The organism is Micromonospora sp. LHW51205, from assembly GCF_003315815.1.
Taxonomy (GTDB): Bacteria; Actinomycetota; Actinomycetes; order Mycobacteriales; family Micromonosporaceae; genus Micromonospora; species Micromonospora chalcea.
Map to the genome: position 1 here is coordinate 473,861 of NZ_QMEZ01000005.1, position 21,305 is coordinate 495,165.

Sequence of the window (21,305 nt, forward strand, 5' to 3'; positions counted from 1 at the left end):
CGAGGCCTGACCGGCCGGCACCTCGTCGCGGAGTCGCTACGCGCCGTCCAGCACATCCGATCTTCTTCTCGGCACCGCCGCGCACCGTCGCCCGGCATTCCGCCGACACCTTTCCGATCTGCTGACGCCACATGTTCCAGGGAGCACTCCGAGATGGCTCAACCTGTCACCGCCACCGATCCGTTCGCCAGCCAGCGCCCCAGCCGGATGCCGGTCCACCGCTACGTCCCGTACGACCGTGAGTTCGGCGTCGACCTGCCGGACCGCTCCTGGCCCACCCGCCGCGTCGAGGCCGCGCCCCGCTGGTGCGCAGTCGACCTCCGCGACGGCAACCAGGCGCTGATCGACCCGATGTCGCCCGAGCGCAAGCGGCGGATGTTCCAGCTCCTGGTGCAGATGGGCTACAAGGAGATCGAGGTCGGCTTCCCGTCGGCCAGCCAGACCGACTACGACTTCGTACGGCAGCTGATCGAGCAGGACCTGATCCCGGAGGACGTCACCATCCAGGTGCTGACCCAGTGCCGGGAGCACCTGATCGAGCGGACCTTCGAGTCGCTGCGCGGCGCCCGCCGGGCCATCGTGCACTTCTACAACTCCACCTCGACGCTGCAGCGCCGGGTGGTCTTCGGCCTGGACCGCGACGGCATCACCGACATCGCCACCCAGGGCGCGCGGCTGTGCCAGAAGTACGCGGAGATCCACACCCCGGACACCGACATCCACTACGAGTACTCGCCGGAGTCGTACACGGGCACCGAGCTGGAGTACGCGCTGGAGGTCTGCTCGGCGGTGATCGACGTGATCGACCCGACGCCGGACCGGAAGCTGATCATCAACCTGCCGGCCACGGTCGAGATGGCGATGCCGAACGTCTACGCCGACTCGATTGAGTGGATGCACCGGCGTCTGCCCCGGCGGGACAGCCTGGTGCTGAGCCTGCACCCGCACAACGACCGGGGCACCGGCGTGGCCGCCGCCGAGCTGGGCCTGCTGGCCGGCGCGGACCGGATCGAGGGCTGCCTGTTCGGCAACGGTGAGCGCACCGGCAACGTCGACCTGGTGACGCTGGGCCTGAACATGTTCTCCCAGGGCATCGACCCGATGATCGACTTCTCGAACATCGACGAGATCAAGCGCGCCGTCGAGTACTGCAACCAGCTGCCGGTGCACGAGCGCCACCCGTACGCGGGCGACCTGGTCTACACCGCGTTCTCCGGCTCCCACCAGGACGCGATCAACAAGGGCTTCGCCGCGCTGAACGCCGACGCGGCGGCGGCCGGGGTGCCGGTGGACGACTTCACCTGGGCGGTGCCCTACCTGCCGATCGACCCGAAGGACCTGGGCCGCACCTACGAGGCGGTCATCCGGGTCAACTCGCAGTCCGGCAAGGGCGGCGTCGCGTACATCATGAAGACCGAGCACCAGCTCGACCTGCCGCGCCGCCTCCAGATCGAGTTCTCCGGCGTGGTGCAGCAGGTCACCGACCACGACGGCGGCGAGGTCGAGCCGGGCGCGATGTGGGAGATCTTCGCCCGCAACTACCTGGTCGACCACCAGGTCGACCCGGCCGTGAAGCTGGCCGAGTACACCATCGGCACCGTCGACGGCAAGGTCGAGATCGACGCCCGCGTCGGCTTCGGCGGGGAGACCCGCGCGCTGACCTCCGTCGGTAACGGCCCGATCGACGCGTACGTCAACGCGCTGCAGTCCCTGGGCGTGGCGGTACGGGTGCTCGACTACCACGAGCACGCGCTGTCCTCCGGTGGGGACGCGCAGGCCGCCGCGTACGTGGAGTGCGAGGTGGACGGCCGTACGGTGTGGGGCGTCGGGGTGGACGCGAACATCGTGACCGCCTCGATCAAGGCGGTCACGAGCGCGGTGAACCGCACCCGCGCCTGAGGTGTAAGGAAGGGCCCCTTCTTAACGCATTCTGCATAGGAGGGGGCCCTTCTTAACGCTTCCGCCCGGGGCGGTGGATCAGCACGGCGGCTAGCACCGCGCCGGCGAGCAGCAGCCCCGCGCACCACGCCAACGCCCCCCGGTACGCGCCTGCCAGCGCGCCCTTCTGCTCGTACCCGGTGCCGGACAGCCCGACCAGCAGCGGCAGCGCGGCCACCGCGAGCAGACCGCCGGCCCGGGACGCGGCGTTGTTGAAGCCGCTCGCCACCCCGGCGAACCGGTCCGAGACCGCGCCGAGCACCGACGTGGTCAGCGGCGCGACCACGAGCGTGAGCCCGGCGCCGAACAGCGCCACGCCCGGCAGCACGTCCACCCAGTACGACGCACCAGGCCCGACCCGGCGCAGCAGCAGCAGACCCACGGCGGCGATCACCGGGCCGACGGTGAGCGGCAGCCGGGGACCGATGCGGGCCGACAGCGCGCCCGCGCGCGGCGAGCCGACCAGCAGCAGCACCGTCATCGGCACTGTGGCCAGGCCGGTGAGCAGCGCCGACCAGCCGACCACGTTCTGCAGGTAGACGGCGAGGAAGAAGGTGAACCCGCCGAGCGCGGCGTACACCACGACGGTGAAGACGTTCAGCACGGAGAACAGCCGGCTGGAGAACAGCCCGGTGGGCAGCATCGCGGTGTCGCCACGCCGCCGCTCGACCAGCACGAACACCACCACGGCGACCACCCCGAGCACCGCCGCGACCAGCACCGCCGGGGAGGCGCCGCGCGCCGGGGCGTCGATCAGCGCGTACGTGACTCCGCCGAGCGCGAGCGCGCCGAGCAGCGCACCGGCCACGTCGAACCGCCGCCCCTTTCCGGTACGAGACGCCGCCTCGTCGCGGCTCTCCGGCACCCAGCGCAGCGCGGCGAACACCACGCCCACGGCCAACGGCAGGTTGACGAAGAAGATCCACCGCCAGGAGAGCGTGTCGATGAGCCAGCCGCCGAGCAGCGGGCCGAGCGCTGTGGACACGCCGGACAGTCCGGACCAGGTGCCGATGGCCCGGCCTCTGTCGTCCGGGTGGAAGCTGGCCTGGAGCACCGACAGCGACCCGGGGGTGAGCAGCGCCCCGCCTGCGCCCTGGAGGAACCGGGCGGCGATGAGCCAGCCGGTGTCCTGGGCGAGCCCGCAGAGCACCGACGCCACCGCGAACCAGACCACGCCGAGCAGGAAGATGCGCCGCCGCCCGAACCGGTCCCCGAGCGCGCCGCCGAGCAGCACGAACGCGGCAAGCATGAGCAGGTAGCCGTTCACGGTCCACTGCAGACCGGCGACGGTGGCGTCCAGCTCCGCGCCGAGGCGCGGCAGCGCGACGTTGACGACAGTGCTGTCGAGGAACACCATGCCGGAGGCGAGGATCGCGGCGAGCAGCGTGCCGCGTCCGGCGGCGGAGCCGGTACGCAGCGCGGGAGCGGGTGCGGGTGCGGTCACGTCTCACCACTCTGCCCGCCGCCCATCCTCGACGCCACGAATCGCAGAAACCGCCGCCGGGTACTGTGCGGACTCGCCCGGAGCACGCAAGCTGGAGAGGTGTCGTCTGTGCGTACGAGATCAGGAGCCCGAGCCGGGCTGGCGGCCGCGCTGAGCGCGGTGCTCGCCCTCGGCGTGGCCGGCTGCGAGGTGTCGGTCACCGAGCCGGAGGCGCCGCCGAGCGCCGCCGGGAACGTCAACAAGCAGCTCGGTGAGCTGACAGTGGCCACCGCCGGGTCGATGAAGGGCTACAGCCGTTCCCGCTTCCCGCACTGGCGGGGCACCGGCAAGAACTGCGACGTACGCGACAGCGTGCTGCAGCGCGACGGCGAGGACATCAAGCTGTCCGGCTGCAACGTGGTGGGTGGCCGGTGGGAGAGCGTCTACGACGGGGTGGTGCTGACCGATCCGTCGGGCGTGGACATCGACCACACGGTGCCGCTGGCCGCCGCGTGGCGGTCGGGCGCGGACGAGTGGGACGACTCGAAGCGCGGCGACTTCGCCAACGACCTGACCCGGCCGCAGCTCATCGCGGTTTCGGCGCGGTCCAACCGGGCAAAGGGTGACCAGGATCCGTCCCAGTGGAAGCCGCCGAACCGGTCGTCCTGGTGTCAGTACGCGGCGGACTGGGTGACGGTCAAGCACTACTGGCGGCTGACTGTGACAAGTGCCGAGAAGGCCGCTCTCACCGACATGCTGGAGGGCTGCACATGGGCGAGCAAACCGTGACCGGGCCGGACGCCACACCGGCCCCGGCGGGCACGCCGGAGACAGACGCCGCACCCGCCGGTCCGGCCTCGGCCGGGATGACGGCGGACGGCCGGCAGCCGGAGTCGGCGGACGTCGCCGGGGCGGGCATGACCGCCGACGCGGTGCCGGGGGCGCCGGCCGGGGGCGCGCCGGCCGGACCGGCGGACCGGACCACCGACATCGTCCCCGGTCCGGGCGGGGTCATGACCGACGAGGTGGGCGTGGTGACCGGCGAGCTGACGCTGCGCACCGAGCACGCCGACGGCCGGGTGACGCTGCGGGTGCAGTACAAGGACGCCGACGAGTGGTACGCGGTCACCGGCGGTTCCGCGCCGCTGGCCGACCCGGCGGCGCTGGACGCCGTGCACACGATCGCGGTGGGGCTGCTCAACCGCCCCGAGGGCTGACCGACAGACAAAAGGCGCGTCCCCACCCGGCCCGGTGGGGACACGCCTTTGTCGGATCAGACGTACGAGCCGGGCTCGCTGGGCGCGGAGACCACGCCCGGCTCCTCACCCTCGCCCTCCGGCCGGGTGATCTTCGCGGTCACCTCGTGCGGGTGCAGCTCACCGGCGGCGATCTGCTCGGCCCAGTGGCAGGCCACCCGGCTGGCGCCGATCTGGCGCAGCTCCGGCCGCTCGTCGGCGCAGCGGGTCGGCTGCGCCCACGGGCAGCGGGTGTGGAACCGGCAACCCGACGGCGGGTTGGCCGGCGACGGCAGGTCCCCGGCGAGCAGGATGCGCTCGCGCCGGTCCTCCACGTCCGGGTCCGGCACCGGCACCGCCGACATCAGCGCCCGGGTGTACGGGTGCAGCGGCTCGGTGTAGAGCCGGTCGCTCGGCGCCTCCTCGACCAGCGCGCCCAGGTACATCACGCCGACGATGTCGGAGATGTGCCGCACCACCGCCAGGTCGTGCGCGATGACCAGGTAGGTCAGGCCGAGGCTGTCCTGGAGTTCGTCCAGCAGGTTCACCACCTGCGCCTGGATCGACACGTCGAGCGCGGAGACCGGCTCGTCGGCGACGATCAGCTCCGGGCCGAGGACGAGCGCGCGGGCGATGCCGATGCGCTGACGCTGGCCGCCGGAGAACTCGTGCGGGTAGCGGGACAGCGCCCACTTGGGCAGTCCCACCGCGTCCAGCGTCTCACCGATGATCCGCCGCCGGTCGTTGCGGTCGGTGCCGATGCCGTGGGTCTGGAGGCCCTCGGTGAGGATCGACTCGACGTTCTGCCGGGGGTCCAGGCTGGACATCGGGTCCTGGAAGATCATCTGCATCCGGCGGCGCATCGTCCGCAGCTTGCCGGCCGGCAGCGTGGTCAGCTCGACGCCGTCGAACTGCACCTCGCCGGCGGTCGGCGGGGTGAGCTGCAGCAGCGCCCGGCCGAGCGTGGACTTGCCGCAGCCCGACTCGCCCACCAGCCCGTACGTCTTGCCGCGCGGGATGCTCAGGTCGACCCCGTCGACGGCTTTGACGTGCCCGACGGTCCGGTCGAAGAGCACGCCCCGCCGGATCGGGAAGTGCACCTTCAGGTCGCGGACCTCGACGAGGATGTCGTTGTCGCTCATGGGGTCTCCTCCTCGCGCGGTGCCGGTCCGAAACCGGGCGCCGCGGGCGGGTCGGCCGGCTCGGCCTGGGCCGGCACCGTACCCGGCTCGGCGGTCGTCGGCGCGGTGGCCCGGACCTCCGCCTCCGGGGTCAGGCCGGGGATCGGCACCGGGTTGACGCAGCGGTAGCTGCGCGCGTCGTGGGTGAGCACCAGTTCCGGCGGCTCGCCCACGCACTCGTCGACACGGCGGGCGCAGCGCGGGGCGAACGCGCAGCCGTCCGGCCAGGGCAGCACGTCGCGCACCGAGCCGGGGATGGGGTTGAGCCGTTCGCCACGGCCGGCGTCCAGGCGGGGCACCGAAGCGAGCAACCCCTCGGTGTACGGGTGCCGGGGCTGGCGGAAGAGCGGACGGCGGGTGGCCGTCTCCACCACCCGGCCGGCGTAGAGCACGTTGATGGTGTCGCACATGCCGGCCACCACGCCGAGGTCGTGGGTGATCATCACCAGCGCGGTGCCGGAGTCGCGGACCAGGTCCTTCAGCAACTCCAGGATCTGCGCCTGGATGGTGACGTCGAGCGCGGTGGTCGGCTCGTCGGCGATCAACAGCCGGGGCTGGCAGGCGACCGCCATGGCGATCAGCGCCCGCTGCCGCATGCCGCCGGAGAGCTGGTGCGGGTACTCCTTGAGCCGGCGGCGCGGGTCCGGGATGCCCACCCGGTCGAGCAGCTCGGCGGCCTCCTTGGCGGCCGCCTCGCCCTTCATCCCCCGGTGGCGGGTCAGCACCTCGGTCACCTGCAGCCCGATCGGGATGACCGGGTTCAGCGAGGAGAGCGGGTCCTGGAAGATCATCGCCACGTCCCGGCCGCGGATGTCGCGGCGGGACCGGTCGTCGAGCTGGAGCAGGTCGGTGCCGTCGAAGACCGCCTTGCCGCCGACCCGCAGGCCCGGCTGCTTGGGCAGCAGCCCCATGATCGCCAGCGACGTGACGCTCTTGCCGCAGCCGGACTCGCCGACCAGGCCGACCACCTCGCCGGCGTCGACCGAGAAGGACACCCCGTCCACCGCGCGCACGGTGCGCTGCCCACGCCGGGCGAACGTGACGGAGAGGTCGTCCACTTCGAGCAGTGCCATGAGAGACCTACTTCCGCAGCTTCGGGTCGAGGGCCTCGCGCATCGCCTCGCCGAGCAGGGTGAAACCGAGCGCGGTGATGATGATGCCGAGCGCCGGGTAGATCGCCAGGCCCGGCCGGATGCCCAGGTACGGCTGCGCGTCGGCGAGCATGACGCCCCACTCCGGGATGGCCGAGTCGGGGTTGCCGAGGCCGAGGAAGGAGAGCGCGGCGGCCTCGATGATCGCGGTCGCCAGCGTCAGCGTGGCCTGGACGATGACCGGGGCGATCGAGTTCGGCACCACGTGGGTGAGGGCGATCTTCGACCGCTTCACGCCGAGCGCCGTCGCCGCCAGCACGTAGTCGCTGTTGGACTGCGCGATCATCGAGCCGCGCAGCAGCCGGGCGAAGATCGGCACGGACACCACACCGACGGCGATCATCACGGTGGTGAGGCTGGCGCCGAGCAGCGCCGCGATGCTCACCGCGAGCAGCAGGCTCGGCATGGCCAGCAGCATGTCGATGAAGCGCATCAGGGTGCTGTCGATCCAGCGGCCCCAGCGTCCGCCCAGCCCGGCCGCCGCGCCGGCGACGCCGCCGATCAGCGCGCCGACCGCGAGACCGATCAGGGTGGAGACCACGCCGACGAGCAGCGTCTGCCGGGCCCCGACGACCAGCCGGCTGAACTCGTCCCGGCCCTGGTGGTCGAAGCCCAGCCAGTGGTCGGCGGAGGCACCCGGGATGACGCCCTGGCCGGATTTGACCAGCCCTTCCCGGATGCCGATCGAGTCCGTCGGGCTGTACGGGACGAAGAACGGCCCGATCACCGCGACCAGGACGAAGACGGCCAGGATGACGACGCCGATGATGGCCGCCGGGTTGCGCCGCAGGCGGCGGAACGCCTCCTTCCAGAGGCTCACCCCCTGCTCGTCCTCGCGGGCGGACAGTTCGGCGAGCCGGTCGATCTTCTCGCGCTTCTTGCCTCCGGTGATGGTCATCGCACCCTCACCCTCGGGTCGATCACGCTGTAGGAGAGGTCGACCAGGAGATTCACCAGCACGTACACCACCGCAATGATCATGATGAAGCCCATCAGCACCGGATAGTCGCGCTGGCTGATCGACTCGGCGACGAACGCGCCGATGCCGCTGAAGGCGAACACGGTCTCGGTGAGCACCGCGCCGGAGAGCAGGAGACCGGTCTGCAGACCGATCGAGGTGGCCACCGGCAGCATCGCGTTACGCAGCACGTGCCGGCGACGGACGGTCCGCTCGGTCAGGCCCTTGGCCTCGGCGGTCCGGACGAAGTCCTCGTTGAGCACCTCCAGGACGCTGGCCCGGGTGATCCGGACGATGATCGCGAGCGGGATGCTCGCCAGCGCGATGCCCGGCAGCACGAGGTGCCAGAGCGCGTCGGCGGCGGCGTCCCACTCGCGGGTCATGATCCCGTCGAGGACGAAGAAGTTGGTGACCCGGGTCGCCCCGATGGTCGGGTCCTGCCGGCCACTGGAGGGGAACCAGCCCAGGTTCTCGGCGAAGATCGCCTTGAGCACGTACGCCAGGAAGAAGACCGGGATGCAGATGCCGATGAGCGATCCGCCGACCGAGGCGTGGTCGAGGAACCGGCCGCGGCGGCGGGCGGCGAGGTAGCCGAGCGGGATCCCGATGCCGACCGCGAGGATCATGGCCATGACGGTCAGCTCGACGGTGCCGGGGAACCGCTCCAGGAACTCCGTGGTGACGGCCCGCTTCGTGCCGGTCGACGTGCCCAGGTCGAGCCGGATCATCCGCCGCAGGAAACGGGCGTACTGAACCAGGATCGGCTCGTCGAGACCGAGGTTGCGCCGGATCGCGGCGCGCGACTCGGGCGTGCCCCGTTCACCGAGGATCGCGGTCTCGGGACCGCCGGGAAGTCGGCGGAGCCAGATGAACAGCAAAACGGAGAGCCCGAACAGCGTGGGTATCAGCTGTAGCAGGCGTCTGACGATGAACCGGAACACGGGCGCCTCGGAGGGTGTGCGGAGGGGTGCGGGCGGGCGCTGTGGTCACAGCGCCCGCCCGCGTACGGTGCGTTCAGATCACTTGAACTCTGCGCTCGAGTACCGCTCGTCGGTGAGCGGGCTCGCCTTGACCCCGGTCACGTCCTTGCCGAACACGATCGCCGGCGGGGAGTGCGAGATCGGCACACCCGGCAGGAAGTCCATGATCGTCTTGTTCAGCGCCTTGTACTTCTCCGTCCGGGCCGCCACGTCGGCGGTGGTGTCGGCGTCCTTGAACTGCGCGAAGAGCGCGGGGTTGTTGAAGCCCCACTCGTCCTTCTGGCGGTCGAAGAAGGTGCCGATGAAGTTGTACGCGTCGCCGTAGTCACCGGTCCAGCCGAGGAAGTGCAGGTCGTGCTTGTTGCCGGAGGTGGTGGCGTTCAGGTAGTCCGGGCTCCACTTGAGCGGGATGGCCTGGACGTTGATGCCGACCGCCTTGAGGTCCGCCGAGAGCAGCTCGAAGATGTCCTTCGGGTTCGGCATGTACGGCCGGGTGACCTCGGTCGGGTAGTGGAACCGCAGCGTCAGGTTCGACGCGCCCGCCTCGGCCAGCAGAGCCTTGGCCTTGGCCGGGTCGTAGTCGTACTTGGTGACGTCGCCGTTCCAGCCCTCGACCGTGTCCGGGAAGAAGTTCATCGCGACCTTGGCGCCCGGGGGGAGCTTCGAGTCGACCAGGGCCTGCCGGTTCAGCGCGTGCGCGATGGCCTGCCGGACCTTCAGGTCGGCCAGCTTCGGGTTCCCCTTCTGGTTGATCGCCAGGTAGAGGATGTTGAAGGCGGGCCGGGTGAGGACGTTGAAGCCCTCCTTCTTCAGCGGCTCCACGTCCGCCGGGCCGACCAGGTCGTAGCCCTGGATGTCACCCGAGCGGAGCGCCTGCTTGCGGGCGTTCTCGTCCGAGATCGTCTTGAAGATGATGGTCTTCAGCTTGGCCTTTTCGCCGTGGTAGTCGTCGTTGCGCTCGATGGTGAGCGTCTTGTTCGCGATGTCCCACGCCTTGAACTTGAACGGACCGGTGCCGGTCGGGTGCTCCATCGCGTACGCCGGGTACTTGATGTCCTCGGCGGTGCCGGTCACGTTGCTGGCGTCGTACTGCTCCATCGCCTTGGGGCTCTGGATCGAGAACGACGGCAGCATCAGCGCGGCCGGGATCTTGCTGGAGACCCGGGTGAACGTGAGGTCCACAGTGGTGGCGTCCTTGGCGGTGCAGGACTTGAAGAGGCTCGGCCCCAGCTCCGGGTCCTCGTTCTTGGCGAACCCGCCCATGACGTCCTGCCAGTACGCGGTCACGTCCGGGCTCTGCATGAGGCCCTTGGCGTTGTACCAGCGGTCGAAGTTGGCGCAGACGGCCTCGGCGTTGAAGTCGGTGCCGTCGTGGAACTTCACGCCCGAGCGGAGCTTGAAGGTCCAGGTGGTGCCCGCCGCGTCCGGCGTCCAGGACTCCGCGAGGCCCGGCGTCACCTTGGTGCCGCCCTCCTCCGGACGGACCAGCGTCTCGAAGACCTGGCGCGCCACGCGCAGCGACTCACCGTCGCTGGCGAAGCTGGGGTCGAGCACCTTCGGGTCTCCGGCGACGCCGAAGACGAGGGTGTCCTTCTTGCTATTTCCTCCGGAGCCGCTCTCACGGTCGCTCTCGGCGCAGCCTGCAACCGCGAGGGCCGCGACCGCGACGGCCGCGATTGCGACCTTCGGCCTGGATGCACGCATGGTGCTTCACCTCGTCCTTGGGGGTACGGACAACGTGGTGACAGGGTCACCGATGTGCGCAGACCTTAGCCCTCGGGTGGACGGCGCGGAAACGGGCGGGGGGCGGGTTGGTATCGAATCGTGTCTGTTCTGGATCGAGGCATTCGATTCGAAGGAGAACACTGCCTAGCGCCGAATTTTCGTCGGTTTGAAGGCCGAATTTATTACGTCGATCCGGTCCCGGACGCACGTTCGTGTCAGATCGGCGCGCGCCGGGTTCCAGCGCGCGAACGCGTCCGGCGGGCACCCCGCAGGGCACCCGCCGGAAGCGACGCGGCACAATTCAGACGGCTCGGCGCCCCTCGAACGCGCGGCCCAGCGTGATCTCGTCGGCGTACTCCAGATCGCCGCCGACCGGCAGCCCACTCGCCAGCCGGGTCACCGCGATCCCCATCGGCTTGACCATCAGCGCCAGATAGGTGGCGGTCGCCTCGCCTTCGGTGTTCGGGTCGGTGGCCAGGATCAGCTCACGTACCGAACCACTGCCGAGGCGCGTCATCAGCTCACGTATCCGCAGGTTGTCCGGACCGATGCCCTCCAGCGGATTGATCGCGCCACCGAGCACGTGGTAGCGCCCGCGGAACTCCCCGGTCCGCTCGATCGCCACCACGTCCTTGGGCTCCTCGACCACGCAGAGCACCTCGTCGGTACGCCGGGGATCGCGGCAGATCCGGCACTGCTCCGACTCGGCCACGTTGTAGCAGGTCGTGCAGAACCGGACCAGGTCCTTGACCTTGCGCAGCGCGCCGGCCAGCCGGTTCACGTCGGCCGGATCCGCCGACAGCACATGGAACGCGATCCGCTGGGCGCTCTTCGGGCCCACGCCCGGCAGCCGGCCCAGCTCGTCGATCAGATCCTGGATGGCACCCTCGTACATCTGCCGGCTCAGAACCCGGGCAGGCCGAGGCCGCCCATGCCGCCCGCGACCGGGCCCATCTTCTTCTCGGTCAGCTCGCGGGCCGCCTCGGCGGCGTTGTGCACGGCCGCGACCACCAGGTCCTCGAGCGTCTCGACGTCCTCCGGGTCGACCGCCTTCGGGTCGATCTTGATCGCCTTCAGCTCACCGGTGCCGGCGACGGTCGCGGTGACCAGGCCACCGCCGGCGGTGCCGGTCAGCTCCGCCTCGGCCAGCTCGGCCTGGGCCTTGGCGATCTGCTGCTGCATCTTCTGCGCCTGCTTCAGCATCTGCTGCATGTTCGGCTGTCCACCTGGGCGCACGGACCGCTCCTTCTTCCACTCGTCTGCTCGGCCGCGCCCAGCCTAGTCGGGCCACGGCGCAGCTCCTTCGCGGTCGGCGCGCGCTCAGCGCGCGTCCACCTCGTCGATCTTCTCGGCCCCGAACGTCTCACGCAGCAGCTGAACCGCCTGCTCCTCGCTCGACTGCCGGGCCGTCCGCTCGTCGATCACGTCGTCGAGCGGCTCGTCGCCCGGGTCGAACCCCTCGTAGGCCGGCGCCGCGGCGGGCGCCCGCCCACCCCGGACCGGGCCGTCGAAGTCCGGGTCGTAGGGCGGCTCGCCCGCCCATTCGGCGTCGGCCGTCTTCCGCGCCGGCTGCGCCGCGCGCGACCCCTTGCCGGGACCACCGCCCGCAGCAGCCGCCGCCGCTGCGGCACGCGCCGCCGCGATCGCGCTGTTCTTCGGCCCGCCGCCCCCCGGCCTCGCGCCACCGGCCGGCGCCGTCGGGGGTGCGGCAGGCTTGGGTACGGCGACAGGGGCGGTAGCGGTCGCCGTGCCCCCGCCCGGACGTGCCGCCGCCGGCCAGTCCTCCGCGTCGCCGGCGCTCGCGGCCGAGGCGGCAGCGGTCGCCGCGCCACCGGGCCGCACCGGCTCCGGCCAGTCGTCCTCGTCGGCCTGCCCGGCCGCGCCCTGACTGCCGAGGGTTCGGTTGCCTGTGGCACCGGTCGAGCCGGACACCGGCTGTCCCGGGGCGTCGCCGAGACCGGCGGATGCCGGACGACCGGCAGCACCGGAGTCAGGACGGCCCGGTCCGGCGTCCGTCGAGGCAGGACGGCTCGCGTCGGGTGTGGTCGAGTGGGAGAAGTCGCCCGAGCTGCCGGAATCGGAGCGCGCCTGAGCGTTGGCCGCCACTCCGGGGGCCGGGCGACCGGGTGAGGTGTCGGACGCCGGAGCCGCCGCAGCGGACGCCGGGCGGCCCGGGACGCTGTCGGACGGTGCGCGGTCGGGCGTGCTGTCGGTCTGCGCTCGTACCGCGCCGGACGGGCGGGACGGGCCGCCGAGCGATGCGGCGCCGCGCTCGCCCGCCACCTCGCAGCGGATCTGCCAGCGACCGCCGAACTCCTCGTAGAGCGCGTCGGTCAGCACGGCCGCATGGTCGGCCATCATCTTCGCCAGCACCGTCGACTTCACGGTCAGCACGAGCGTGTCGCCGTCCAGGTCGCGCACCACCGCGTCCCGCATCAGCGCGGCGATCCGCTTGTTGCTCCGGTTCACCTTGCCTACTACCTCGGGCCAGACCCGGCGCACCGCCACCGCGTCGAGCGCCCCCGGATTCGCCGCGCCGGGGCGGGGCGGCTCGGGCGTGGCCGGGTCGGGCATCACCGCAGACGGCGGCACCGGACGTCGGGCGGCGGCCTGACCGGAAGTCGTCGGGCCGGCAGTTGACCGCTCGGAGGCCGACGCGGAGAACCCGGCGTCCGTGCCGAGGTGAGTTCCGGCAGCCGCTGTCGCCTCGGTCGTCGACGAGCCGGAATCGGCAGCGGCCGGGCCGGCGTCGGCAGCCGCACCGGCCGGGGCGGGACGGGAGCCGGTAGCCCCGACGGCAGAGCCCGGGCGGGAACCGGGCGCGGCGCTGCGGGAACCGGCAGCGGCGGCTGCGGCGGCACGTGCGGCGGCGGCACCGGTCGGGGCACCGGGAGCCGCCGGCGTGCCGGCGGTGTCCGGGTGGACCGCGGCGGCAGCCGCGCCCGGGGCGGGAGCCGCCGGGCGTACCTCAGGGGTCTGGGTGGGATGCGCGGACGGCGACGGCTCGACGCCGCCCAGCGTCAGCCGGCGTTCCATCCGCTCCAGGCGCTGGAGCAGGCCGCCGGACGAGTCGTCCGCGCCGGGCAGCAGCATCCGGGCGCAGATCAGCTCCAGCAGCAGCCGGGGCGCTGTCGTGCCGCGCATCTCGACCAGGCCGTTGTGCACGATGTCCGCGCAGCGGGACAGCGTGGCCGGGCCGAGGCGCTGCGCCTGGGCGGCCATCCGCTCGATCTGGTCGGCCGGGCCGTCGATGAGGCCCTTGGCGGCGGCATCCGGCACCTGCTGGAGCACGATCAGGTCGCGGAGGCGTTCCAGCAGGTCGGAGGCGAAGCGGCGCGGGTCGTGGCCGGCCTCGGCGACCCGGTCGACAGTGGCGTACGCGGCGGCGCCGTCACCGGCGGCGAGCGCGTCGCACATCTCGTCGATCAGCGCCGAGTCGGTGACGCCGAGCAACGCGGCGGCCCGGGCGTAGCCGACACCCTCCGGGCCGGCGCCGGCGATGAGCTGGTCGAGTACGGAGAGGCTGTCCCGGGCGCTGCCGCCACCGGCGCGGACCACCAGCGGGAAGACAGCCGGATCGACAGTGACGCCCTCGGCCTCGCAGAGCTGCTCAAGGTAGGGACGGAGCACCTTCGGCGGGATCAGCCGGAACGGGTAGTGGTGGGTCCGCGACTTGATCGTGCCGAGGACCTTCTCCGGTTCGGTGGTGGCGAAGATGAACTTGACGTACTCCGGGGGCTCCTCGACCAGCTTCAGCAGCGCGTTGAAGCCGGCCGACGAGACCATGTGCGCCTCGTCGATGACGTAGATCTTGAAGCGGCTGCGGGCCGGCGCGAAGAACGCCTTCTCCCGCAGCTCACGGGCGTCGTCGACACCACCGTGGCTGGCCGCGTCGATCTCGATCACGTCGATCGAGCCGGCGCCGTCGGTCGCGAGCGAACGGCAGGACTCGCACTGCCCGCACGGCTCGGGCGTGGGGCCCTGCTCACAGTTGAGCGAGCGGGCCAGGATCCGGGCGCTGGAGGTCTTGCCGCAGCCCCGGGGGCCGGAGAAGAGGTACGCGTGGTTCAACCGGCCGCTGCGCAGCGCCTGCGACAACGGCTCGGTGACGTGATCCTGGCCGATGATCTCGGCGAACGTCCGCGGCCGGTACTTGCGGTAAAGGGCCAGTGCCACCCGTCCCGCCTCCTCTCGACCGAGCCATTCTGCGCCGGTCGGCCCCGGGTGACCACCCACCACCCCGTGACCCGACCCGCAGCGACGTTACCCGGCCCGGGAGACAGAAAGGCCTCCCGTGCACCCGGCAGAGCTCGCTTATCCTTGCTGCCTTCCGGCCCTGGGGAGGTTCACGAGGTACCGCCGCACGGGAGGTGACGCCAAGCCTACCCGAAGGGTTGTGGATCTTCCGGGAGGGTGGGGTGGCCCGCCGTCGGGAGACCTGTATCCTGGCTCGCGGAGGATTCGCCTAGAGGCCTAGGGCGCACGCTTGGAAAGCGTGTTGGGTTTACACCCTCACGAGTTCGAATCTCGTATCCTCCGCTCGCTTGAGCAGGAAAAACGACAGGGCCGGCCCCCGCGGGACCGGCCCTGAGTCGTCTCTACGCTCACCCTCGTCTCACTTGCCATGGTCCGGCCCGCCTGGTTGCTCGCGGCCGGCTGCTCGGCCAGACCGCTGGCGGCTGTCATGAATCGCAGAGATCAGCTCTCCCCGTCACTCGCGCGCAGACACAGGCTGGTCTTGTCGTACTCCTGACGCTACGTAGTGCCGGATCTGTGCATGTGCTAGCACTGTTATGCCAAGAGTCCGATTTTTATTCCCAGCACCACAATCGTTATAACGCAGGAGTATTACGTGGTCTACAGTGGGGAAGCGAGCGGATGGGAAGTCAGCCTCACTGAGGAGGTCGAGGAGTGGTTCCTTCGCCTCAGTAAGGATGACCCGGATTCCGCAGGCCAGGTGGCCGCCGCCATTGACCTGCTCGCCGAGGAAGGCCCGGCCCTCGGGCGGCCCCTCGTTGACCATGTGAAGGGCTCCGACTACAAGAACATGAAGGAGCTCCGGCCGGGCTCGGCGGGGGATACGGAGATCAGGATCCTGTTCGCCTTCGACCCCCAGCGGGAGGCCATCCTCCTGGTCGCGGGTGACAAGGCCGGCAACTGGAAAGGCTGGTACGAGACCAGCATCCTCGAAGCGGACCAGAAGTTCACCGAGCACCTGCGAGAGCTGAAGGGACAACGCTGATGGCACGTAGCTGGCGGGACGTTCGCTCCCGCGCCGACCTGAACGAGACCACCGTCGAGCAGCACAAGGAGCGGATGCGCGGCGAGGTCCGCGCCGCGCGCCTGCGCGAGATGCGCGAGCGCCGGGGCCTGACCCAGCAGCAGGTCGCTGACCGCATGAAGGTGTCGCAGCCTCGCGTCGCGGCGATCGAGAACGGCGAGTTGCCGAAGGCCGAGGTCGGCACTGTTGTGCGTTACATCAGGGCCCTCGGCGGCAACGTGGAGATCGTCGCTGACTTCGAGGGCGAGCGGGTCAACCTCAGCTGAGTGGGCAAGAGACAGACACGAAGGGGCACCGCTTGCGGCGCCCCTTCGGCGTTCCATGGCACTCCTCACCCGGTGCCCAACTGGTCCCGCCGCCGCTTCAAGTACGCCGTCTCCGCGCTGTTCCCCGCCAACTCGATCGCCCGGTCGTACGCCTCCCGCGCCTCCCCACCCCGCCCGATCCGCCGCAGCAGCTCGGCCCGCGTCGCGTGGTACGCGTGATACCCGTCCAGCGGCAACCCCTCCACCTCGGCGAGCGCCACCTGCGGCCCGTCCAGTTCGGCGACCGCCACCGCCCGGTTGAGTCGCACGATCGGCGACGGGTCGACGCGTACCAAGTGGTCGTAGAGCGCGGCGACCTGCGACCAGTCGGTGTCCCGCGCGTCGCGGGCGTCGGTGTGGACGGCGTTTATCGCGGCGAGGATCTGGTAGCGGCCCGGCGGCCGTCCGGCGGCGATGCACGCGCGGACCAGGGCGTGGCCCTCGGCGATGAGGTCGCGGTCCCAGGCGCTGCGGTCCTGCTCGGCGAGGACGACGAGTTCGCCGGTCGCGGAGACCCGGGCGGGCCGGCGGGCCTCGGTCAGCAGCATCAGCGCCAAGAGGCCGGTGACCTCGTGGTCGTCGGGCAGCAGCGTACGGACCAGCCGGGTGAGCCGGATCGCCTCGCCGGTCAGGTCGGCGCGGACCGCCTCCTTGCCGGGGTCGGAGGCGAGGTAGCCCTCGTTGAAGACCAGATAGAGAACGGCGAGCACGCCGGTGACGCGGGCCGGCAGGTCCTCGCGGGACGGCACCCGGTACGGGATCCCGGCCGCCTTGATCTTCGTCTTGGCCCTGGTGATCCGCCGGCTCATGGCGGCTTCCTGAACCAGGTACGCCCGGGCGATCTCCGGCACTGTGAGTCCGCCGACCAGGCGCAGCGTCAGCGCCACCCGCGCTTCCATGGCCAGCGCCGGATGGCAGCAGGTGAAGATCAGGCGGAGCCGGTCGTCGTCGATGACACCGAGCGGTTCCGGCACGTCGGTCAGCATCAGCGCCTCCCGGTGCTTGTCCTCCCGCCGGCTCTCGCGCCGGATCCGGTCGACGGCCCTGCGGTACGCGACTGTGGTGAGCCACGCGCCGGGGTTCGGCGGCACGCCGTCGGCCGTCCAGCGTTCGACGGCGGCGGCGAACGCCTCGGCGGTCATCTCCTCGGCCACGTCGAGATCGCCGATGCGCCGGGCGAGCGTGGCGACCACCCGGGCCCACTCCTCGCGGTGGACCCGGGTCAGCACCTCGCCGACGTCTGTCACGCGCCCAGGAACGGCCGTAGCTCGACCCGCCTGTTGCACCGCTGCGACGCCAGCGCGGCGAGCGGGAGCGCCACGTCGAAGTCCGGGGCCTCGATGATCCAGAACCCGCCGACGTACTCCTTCGTCTCCAGGTAGGGCCCGTCGGTGAGCAGCGGGCTCCCGTCCCGCGCGTCCACCACCGTGGCGGTCTCGGGCGCCGCGAGGCCACCGGCGAAGACCCAGTGGCCGTCGGCGCGCAACCGCTCGTTGAACTCACCGATCGCGGCCATCTCCGCCTCGGTGGCCGAGCCGGTGGTGTCGTCGAGTACGGAGATCAGGTACTGCGCCATCGGTTCCTCTTTCCGTCTTCCCCGGCCCACTGTCACCTCGGCTACGAACACCGCCGCCCCGAACCGACAGCCGTGCAGAGCGAGTATCGGGCTCGATGCTGCGCAAACGCTGCTTCGCCCGTACGTTGGGCATCGGTCGCGTCACGCCGGGACACCCGACCACCGTCGTACACATGTTCCATCCACAGCCTGTGGACGCCGAGAGGACCGGATGAGTTACCAGCTCAGCGCCGTGGTCGCCGACGTCGAGCTGCTTCGCGAGCAGACCGCCGACCTGGACCACGCGGTGCTCGCCGCGCTCCGCCAGGACTTCGCGCTGCTGCCGGTGACCCCGCAACTGGTGCAGGAGCTGACCGGCGGGCTGCCGGACTTCGCCACCGAAGAGCCGCGCGCCGAGCGCCCGTTCCGGCTGGTGCTCTCGCCGCCGCTGGCGGAGGTGCTGGCCCGCTGGTCGACCAGCGGCCCGGTCGCGTACCTGGAGGCGGAGTTCGCGGGCGGGCTGGGCCACCAGTCGGCGGTGGTGTGGCTCGGCGGCGAGGTGAGCTGGGGCCCACGGTACGACGCCGCGCTGGAACGGCCGCGTACCGAGTGGCCGATCAACACGGCGCTGGCCAGGCTGGGCGCGGAGCCGGGCGCGTGGATCGACCCGTTCGCGGAATTGGGCCTGCACCTGGAGCGCGACACCGACGGCTGGCTGACGCACGGCCGGCGCGGGCTGTCCGCCGACTACTGGGACGAGCTGGCCGAAGAGTGGGAACTTCGCCAATCCGGCCAGCACCAGCAACCTCATCGCCCCGGTCCCGTTGGTGACTGGGGGATTGCATGAAATTACGACAATTCGGCTTTATTGCCGTACTGCTTGCTGCCGCATCAGTGGCGGGCAGCGGCGTTCATCCACAGTGGCCGGCCCGGCCCGTCGGCGCCGCCCAGGTGGTCAGCCTGGAGGGCCTGCGCGACGCGGAGTTCGGCGCCACCGAGGCGGACCTGACCCGCCGCGGCGTGCTGCGCGCCGACGAGGAGGCCTGCGGGCCCGCACTCGTCGGACACGGGGCGGTCAGCCCGATCTTCGTCGACGACCGGCTCGTCCTGCTCTGGCTGGACGACCCGATGAGCACACCGGAGGGCATCAGCGCCGGCACGCCGATCGGCGAGGTCCGCGCCGCGTACCCCGGCGCCACCGACCTGCCGGCGCCGCCCGGCAGTCACCGCTTCGCCGGGCTGCTCGCCCGCGACGGCGACCGCGCGTACCTGTTCCTGCACGACGGCGTCACCGTCCGGGAGATCATCGCCGGGTACGCGGACTGGGCCCGCCGCCTCTTCGACGAGGGCTACGGCCCCTGCTGACATTCGGCTCGACCACCTGGCTGTAACCGGTGGCCCCCTGGCGGTGTGTATATGTGTGACGGCCAGGGAGAGGGACGATGCGGATGGGCACGAGCGACGACTTCGACGCCTTCTACGCGGCGACCTCGGCCCGGGTCCTGCACCAGGTCTACGCGGTCTGCGGCGATCTCGGCGAGGCACAGGACGTCGTGCAGGAGGCGTACGCCCGCGCCTGGGCGCGCTGGTCGTCGCTGTCCGGCTACGACTCGCCCGAAGCCTGGGTACGAACGGTCGCGTGGCGGCTGGCCGCCAACCGGTGGCGCAGCGTCCGACGCTGGCTCGCCGCACGGGCGAGACTCGGCCCGTCCACAGAAGCGCCCGAGCCGTCACCGGACCGGGTCGCGGTCCTGGCGGCGCTCCGGCAGCTACCGGAGTCGCAGCGGCGGGTGGTGGTCCTGCACTACCTCTCCGACCTGCCGATCAGCGAGATCGCCGAGACCACCGGGATGCCCGCCGGCACCGTCAAGGTCTACCTGTCCCGTGCGCGGACGGCGCTCGCCCCGCTGCTCGATGCCGACGACGAGCGGAAGGACTCCGATGTCAGCACGCATCCGTGAGGCCATCGCGGCGCTGGAGGACGACACCGCCGCCCTGAACCTGGCGCCGCCCGAGCGGGTCCGCGCGCGCGGCGAGCGCCTACGTCGACGACGGACGGCAGGCGGCGTGGCGCTCGTCGCGGTCCTGACAGTCGCGGGAATGTCCGCCGCCGTGTCCGCGACGAGCGGCGGCGGTACGGACGCCCCGGCCCCCGCGGGCGGAGGAACCACGGCGACGTCGGACTGCGGCGATCACGTGCTCGGGCTCATGGACCGCATACCGGAAGCCGCGATCACCTGCTTCCTCGACGCGGCCGAGGCGCACCGCCCCGCCCGCCTCGCCGTGACCTCGCCGACGACGGAAGGCGACCCGATCCCGACCCTCTACGTCGTCGGCGAGGACGGCACGGTCGAGGTGACCACCGACTTCCGCCAGGACAGATTCGGCGGCGGGCAGGGTCTCGTGCTGGAGAGGTGCACCGGTCCCGAGGCCACCAACGGGCGGATCATGTTCCGGCAGTGCTCGTCGCCGGTACCGCGCTGACCACCCCCCGGGCGGCTAGAACGCCCGGCCGAGCTGACAGCGGTCAGTACTTCCGCGTCGGCTCCGCCGGCCCGGCACCCGACACGCTCGCGGGCAGTGCCGGTTGCAGGGCCTCCAGCGCCCGGCTGACGCCCAGGCCGGCGAGGATCGCCAGCGCGAAGACGACAGTCGGCAGCCACCGGGGGCCGTCCGCGACGAGGATGATCATCTGCACCAGGCACAGCAGGGTGACCCCCAGCACGGTGCCCGCGAAGCCGCCCCGCCCGCCGGCCACGCTCACGCCGCCGAGCAGGACGGCGCCGGCCACCAACGTCAGCTGGCCGATGTCGGCCGATGGGATTGCGGCACCGATCCGGCCGGCCAGCAGGACTCCGGCCGCGCCCGCGATCAGGCTGGAACCGCCCAGGCCGATGACCGCGCCCAGCAGCCGTGCACCGAACGGCGACAGCGGCTCCCCGGCGACGACCCGATTGCCGCTCAGCGCCCGCCGCACCGCCGGGATCGACCACACCACCGCGCCGCCGATCGACAGCAGGAGAAACAGCACCAGCCACCCGGCCCCGGCACCGTCGGACCGGATCCAACCTTCGCTCGCGAGCCGCCGCGGACCGCCGCTGCCGGTGGTCGCGAGCAGAATGCCCTGCGTCAGGGCAAGCCCGCCCAGCGACACCGCCCACCCGGGCGCCTGCAGCAGCCCGGCGATCAGGCCCATCCCGAGACCGAAGAACGCCGCGGCGGCGATCGCGGCGACCGCCGCGACGAGGACCGGGGCGCCGGCGTCGAGCACCTCCGCGTACGTCAGGCCGGCGAGTGCCCCGACTGCGACGACCGCGAGGTTGGGCGTGGCGGTGCGCAGCGACAGCGCGAAGGCGGTCGCCAACAGGCCGGCGGAGGCGATGTTGAACACCAGCGGCGACAGCCGCGACCCGTCCTGGGAGTACCACACCACCGCGGCGACGACGGTCAGCGCCAGCAGCACCGCCTCCCAGATCAGGTGCGGCCGGAAGGAGCCACCGGAACGGGGCATGACCGGTCCGGCGGGTGCCAACGGTTGTTCAGGCGTGAAAACCACAGCGATTCCTCCCTTGT

21 protein-coding genes, 1 tRNA gene and 1 other RNA gene are annotated in these 21,305 nt (G+C 71.5%); 10 read left to right on the top strand and 13 right to left on the bottom strand.

Annotation, left to right across the window (positions count from 1 at the left end; translation table 11 throughout):
* Window positions 1-153: 153 nt before the first annotated feature.
* Window positions 154-1,899 carry a 2-isopropylmalate synthase gene (leuA, locus tag DQE82_RS21665; protein ID WP_113973603.1) on the top strand — a complete coding sequence of 582 codons (1,746 nt, stop codon included), beginning with the start codon at window positions 154-156 and terminating at the stop codon, window positions 1,897-1,899.
* Window positions 1,900-1,951: 52 nt separating this feature from the next.
* Here leuA and DQE82_RS21670 read toward each other — a convergent pair whose 3' ends face one another.
* Window positions 1,952-3,382 carry an MFS transporter gene (locus DQE82_RS21670; RefSeq protein WP_104114936.1) on the bottom strand — a complete coding sequence of 477 codons (1,431 nt, stop codon included), beginning with the start codon at window positions 3,380-3,382 and terminating at the stop codon, window positions 1,952-1,954.
* 108 nt (window positions 3,383-3,490) lie between these two features.
* On the opposite strand from DQE82_RS21670, the gene DQE82_RS21675 reads away from it, so the two are divergent.
* A complete protein-coding gene (locus tag DQE82_RS21675; RefSeq protein WP_069089554.1) occupies window positions 3,491-4,150 on the top strand; it encodes an HNH endonuclease family protein in 660 nt (219 codons plus the stop codon).
* The gene (locus DQE82_RS21680; RefSeq protein WP_069089553.1) at window positions 4,132-4,578 is read left to right on the top strand and encodes a hypothetical protein; all 447 of its coding nucleotides are present in this window, start codon (window positions 4,132-4,134) and stop codon (window positions 4,576-4,578) included. The genes DQE82_RS21675 and DQE82_RS21680 overlap by 19 nt, the downstream gene beginning before the upstream one ends.
* 56 nt (window positions 4,579-4,634) lie before the next feature.
* Here the strand turns inward: DQE82_RS21680 and DQE82_RS21685 are convergent, their stop codons facing one another.
* From DQE82_RS21685 to ffs, 9 genes are all read right to left on the bottom strand, one after another.
* Window positions 4,635-5,738 carry an ABC transporter ATP-binding protein gene (locus DQE82_RS21685; RefSeq protein ID WP_113973604.1) on the bottom strand — a complete coding sequence of 368 codons (1,104 nt, stop codon included), beginning with the start codon at window positions 5,736-5,738 and terminating at the stop codon, window positions 4,635-4,637.
* Window positions 5,735-6,850: an ABC transporter ATP-binding protein gene (locus DQE82_RS21690; RefSeq protein WP_069089551.1), complete on the bottom strand. Its 1,116-nt coding sequence runs from the start codon at window positions 6,848-6,850 to the stop codon at window positions 5,735-5,737. The genes DQE82_RS21685 and DQE82_RS21690 overlap by 4 nt, the downstream gene beginning before the upstream one ends.
* A 7-nt stretch (window positions 6,851-6,857) precedes the next feature.
* On the bottom strand, window positions 6,858-7,826 hold the full coding sequence (locus tag DQE82_RS21695) for an ABC transporter permease (RefSeq protein ID WP_113973605.1): 969 nt from the start codon (window positions 7,824-7,826) through the stop codon (window positions 6,858-6,860).
* Complete coding sequence (locus DQE82_RS21700) at window positions 7,823-8,827, bottom strand: ABC transporter permease (RefSeq protein ID WP_069089549.1); 1,005 nt, start codon at window positions 8,825-8,827, stop codon at window positions 7,823-7,825. The genes DQE82_RS21695 and DQE82_RS21700 overlap by 4 nt, the downstream gene beginning before the upstream one ends.
* A 78-nt stretch (window positions 8,828-8,905) precedes the next feature.
* The gene (locus DQE82_RS21705; protein WP_104114940.1) at window positions 8,906-10,570 is read right to left on the bottom strand and encodes an ABC transporter substrate-binding protein; all 1,665 of its coding nucleotides are present in this window, start codon (window positions 10,568-10,570) and stop codon (window positions 8,906-8,908) included.
* A gap of 322 nt (window positions 10,571-10,892) precedes the next feature.
* Window positions 10,893-11,486: a recombination mediator RecR gene (gene recR / locus DQE82_RS21710; protein ID WP_069088852.1), complete on the bottom strand. Its 594-nt coding sequence runs from the start codon at window positions 11,484-11,486 to the stop codon at window positions 10,893-10,895.
* Window positions 11,487-11,494: 8 nt separating this feature from the next.
* Window positions 11,495-11,803 carry a YbaB/EbfC family nucleoid-associated protein gene (locus tag DQE82_RS21715; RefSeq protein WP_030502117.1) on the bottom strand — a complete coding sequence of 103 codons (309 nt, stop codon included), beginning with the start codon at window positions 11,801-11,803 and terminating at the stop codon, window positions 11,495-11,497.
* 108 nt (window positions 11,804-11,911) lie between these two features.
* Window positions 11,912-14,767: a DNA polymerase III subunit gamma and tau gene (locus DQE82_RS21720; protein WP_113973606.1), complete on the bottom strand. Its 2,856-nt coding sequence runs from the start codon at window positions 14,765-14,767 to the stop codon at window positions 11,912-11,914.
* A gap of 107 nt (window positions 14,768-14,874) precedes the next feature.
* Window positions 14,875-14,964, bottom strand: an RNA gene (ffs, locus tag DQE82_RS21725) — signal recognition particle sRNA small type.
* Window positions 14,965-15,045: 81 nt separating this feature from the next.
* On the opposite strand from ffs, the gene DQE82_RS21730 reads away from it, so the two are divergent.
* The 3 genes from DQE82_RS21730 (at window position 15,046) to DQE82_RS21740 (ending at window position 16,138) form a co-directional block, all read left to right on the top strand.
* Window positions 15,046-15,130, top strand: a tRNA-Ser gene (locus DQE82_RS21730).
* Window positions 15,131-15,443: 313 nt separating this feature from the next.
* Window positions 15,444-15,833, top strand: a complete 390-nt coding sequence (locus DQE82_RS21735; protein ID WP_030502119.1) for a type II toxin-antitoxin system RelE/ParE family toxin — start codon at window positions 15,444-15,446, stop codon at window positions 15,831-15,833.
* On the top strand, window positions 15,833-16,138 hold the full coding sequence (locus tag DQE82_RS21740; RefSeq protein ID WP_113973607.1) for a helix-turn-helix domain-containing protein: 306 nt from the start codon (window positions 15,833-15,835) through the stop codon (window positions 16,136-16,138). The genes DQE82_RS21735 and DQE82_RS21740 overlap by 1 nt, the downstream gene beginning before the upstream one ends.
* 65 nt (window positions 16,139-16,203) lie before the next feature.
* Here DQE82_RS21740 and DQE82_RS21745 read toward each other — a convergent pair whose 3' ends face one another.
* Both DQE82_RS21745 and DQE82_RS21750 read right to left on the bottom strand, forming a co-directional pair.
* Window positions 16,204-17,424, bottom strand: a complete 1,221-nt coding sequence (locus DQE82_RS21745) for an RNA polymerase sigma factor (RefSeq protein ID WP_113973608.1) — start codon at window positions 17,422-17,424, stop codon at window positions 16,204-16,206.
* A complete protein-coding gene (locus DQE82_RS21750) occupies window positions 17,421-17,753 on the bottom strand; it encodes a YciI family protein (protein ID WP_043327833.1) in 333 nt (110 codons plus the stop codon). Before DQE82_RS21750 ends, DQE82_RS21745 begins: the two co-directional genes overlap by 4 nt.
* 211 nt (window positions 17,754-17,964) lie before the next feature.
* On the opposite strand from DQE82_RS21750, the gene DQE82_RS21755 reads away from it, so the two are divergent.
* The 4 genes from DQE82_RS21755 (at window position 17,965) to DQE82_RS21770 (ending at window position 20,216) form a co-directional block, all read left to right on the top strand.
* On the top strand, window positions 17,965-18,579 hold the full coding sequence (locus tag DQE82_RS21755; RefSeq protein ID WP_113973609.1) for a hypothetical protein: 615 nt from the start codon (window positions 17,965-17,967) through the stop codon (window positions 18,577-18,579).
* Window positions 18,576-19,097: a hypothetical protein gene (locus DQE82_RS21760; protein WP_043327830.1), complete on the top strand. Its 522-nt coding sequence runs from the start codon at window positions 18,576-18,578 to the stop codon at window positions 19,095-19,097. Before DQE82_RS21755 ends, DQE82_RS21760 begins: the two co-directional genes overlap by 4 nt.
* A gap of 77 nt (window positions 19,098-19,174) precedes the next feature.
* Window positions 19,175-19,693, top strand: a complete 519-nt coding sequence (locus tag DQE82_RS21765; protein WP_370446803.1) for an RNA polymerase sigma factor — start codon at window positions 19,175-19,177, stop codon at window positions 19,691-19,693.
* Window positions 19,674-20,216: a DUF4362 domain-containing protein gene (locus tag DQE82_RS21770; protein ID WP_113973610.1), complete on the top strand. Its 543-nt coding sequence runs from the start codon at window positions 19,674-19,676 to the stop codon at window positions 20,214-20,216. Before DQE82_RS21765 ends, DQE82_RS21770 begins: the two co-directional genes overlap by 20 nt.
* A gap of 43 nt (window positions 20,217-20,259) precedes the next feature.
* Here DQE82_RS21770 and DQE82_RS21775 read toward each other — a convergent pair whose 3' ends face one another.
* Complete coding sequence (locus DQE82_RS21775) at window positions 20,260-21,243, bottom strand: hypothetical protein (RefSeq protein ID WP_113973611.1); 984 nt, start codon at window positions 21,241-21,243, stop codon at window positions 20,260-20,262.
* Window positions 21,244-21,305: the final 62 nt, after the last annotated feature.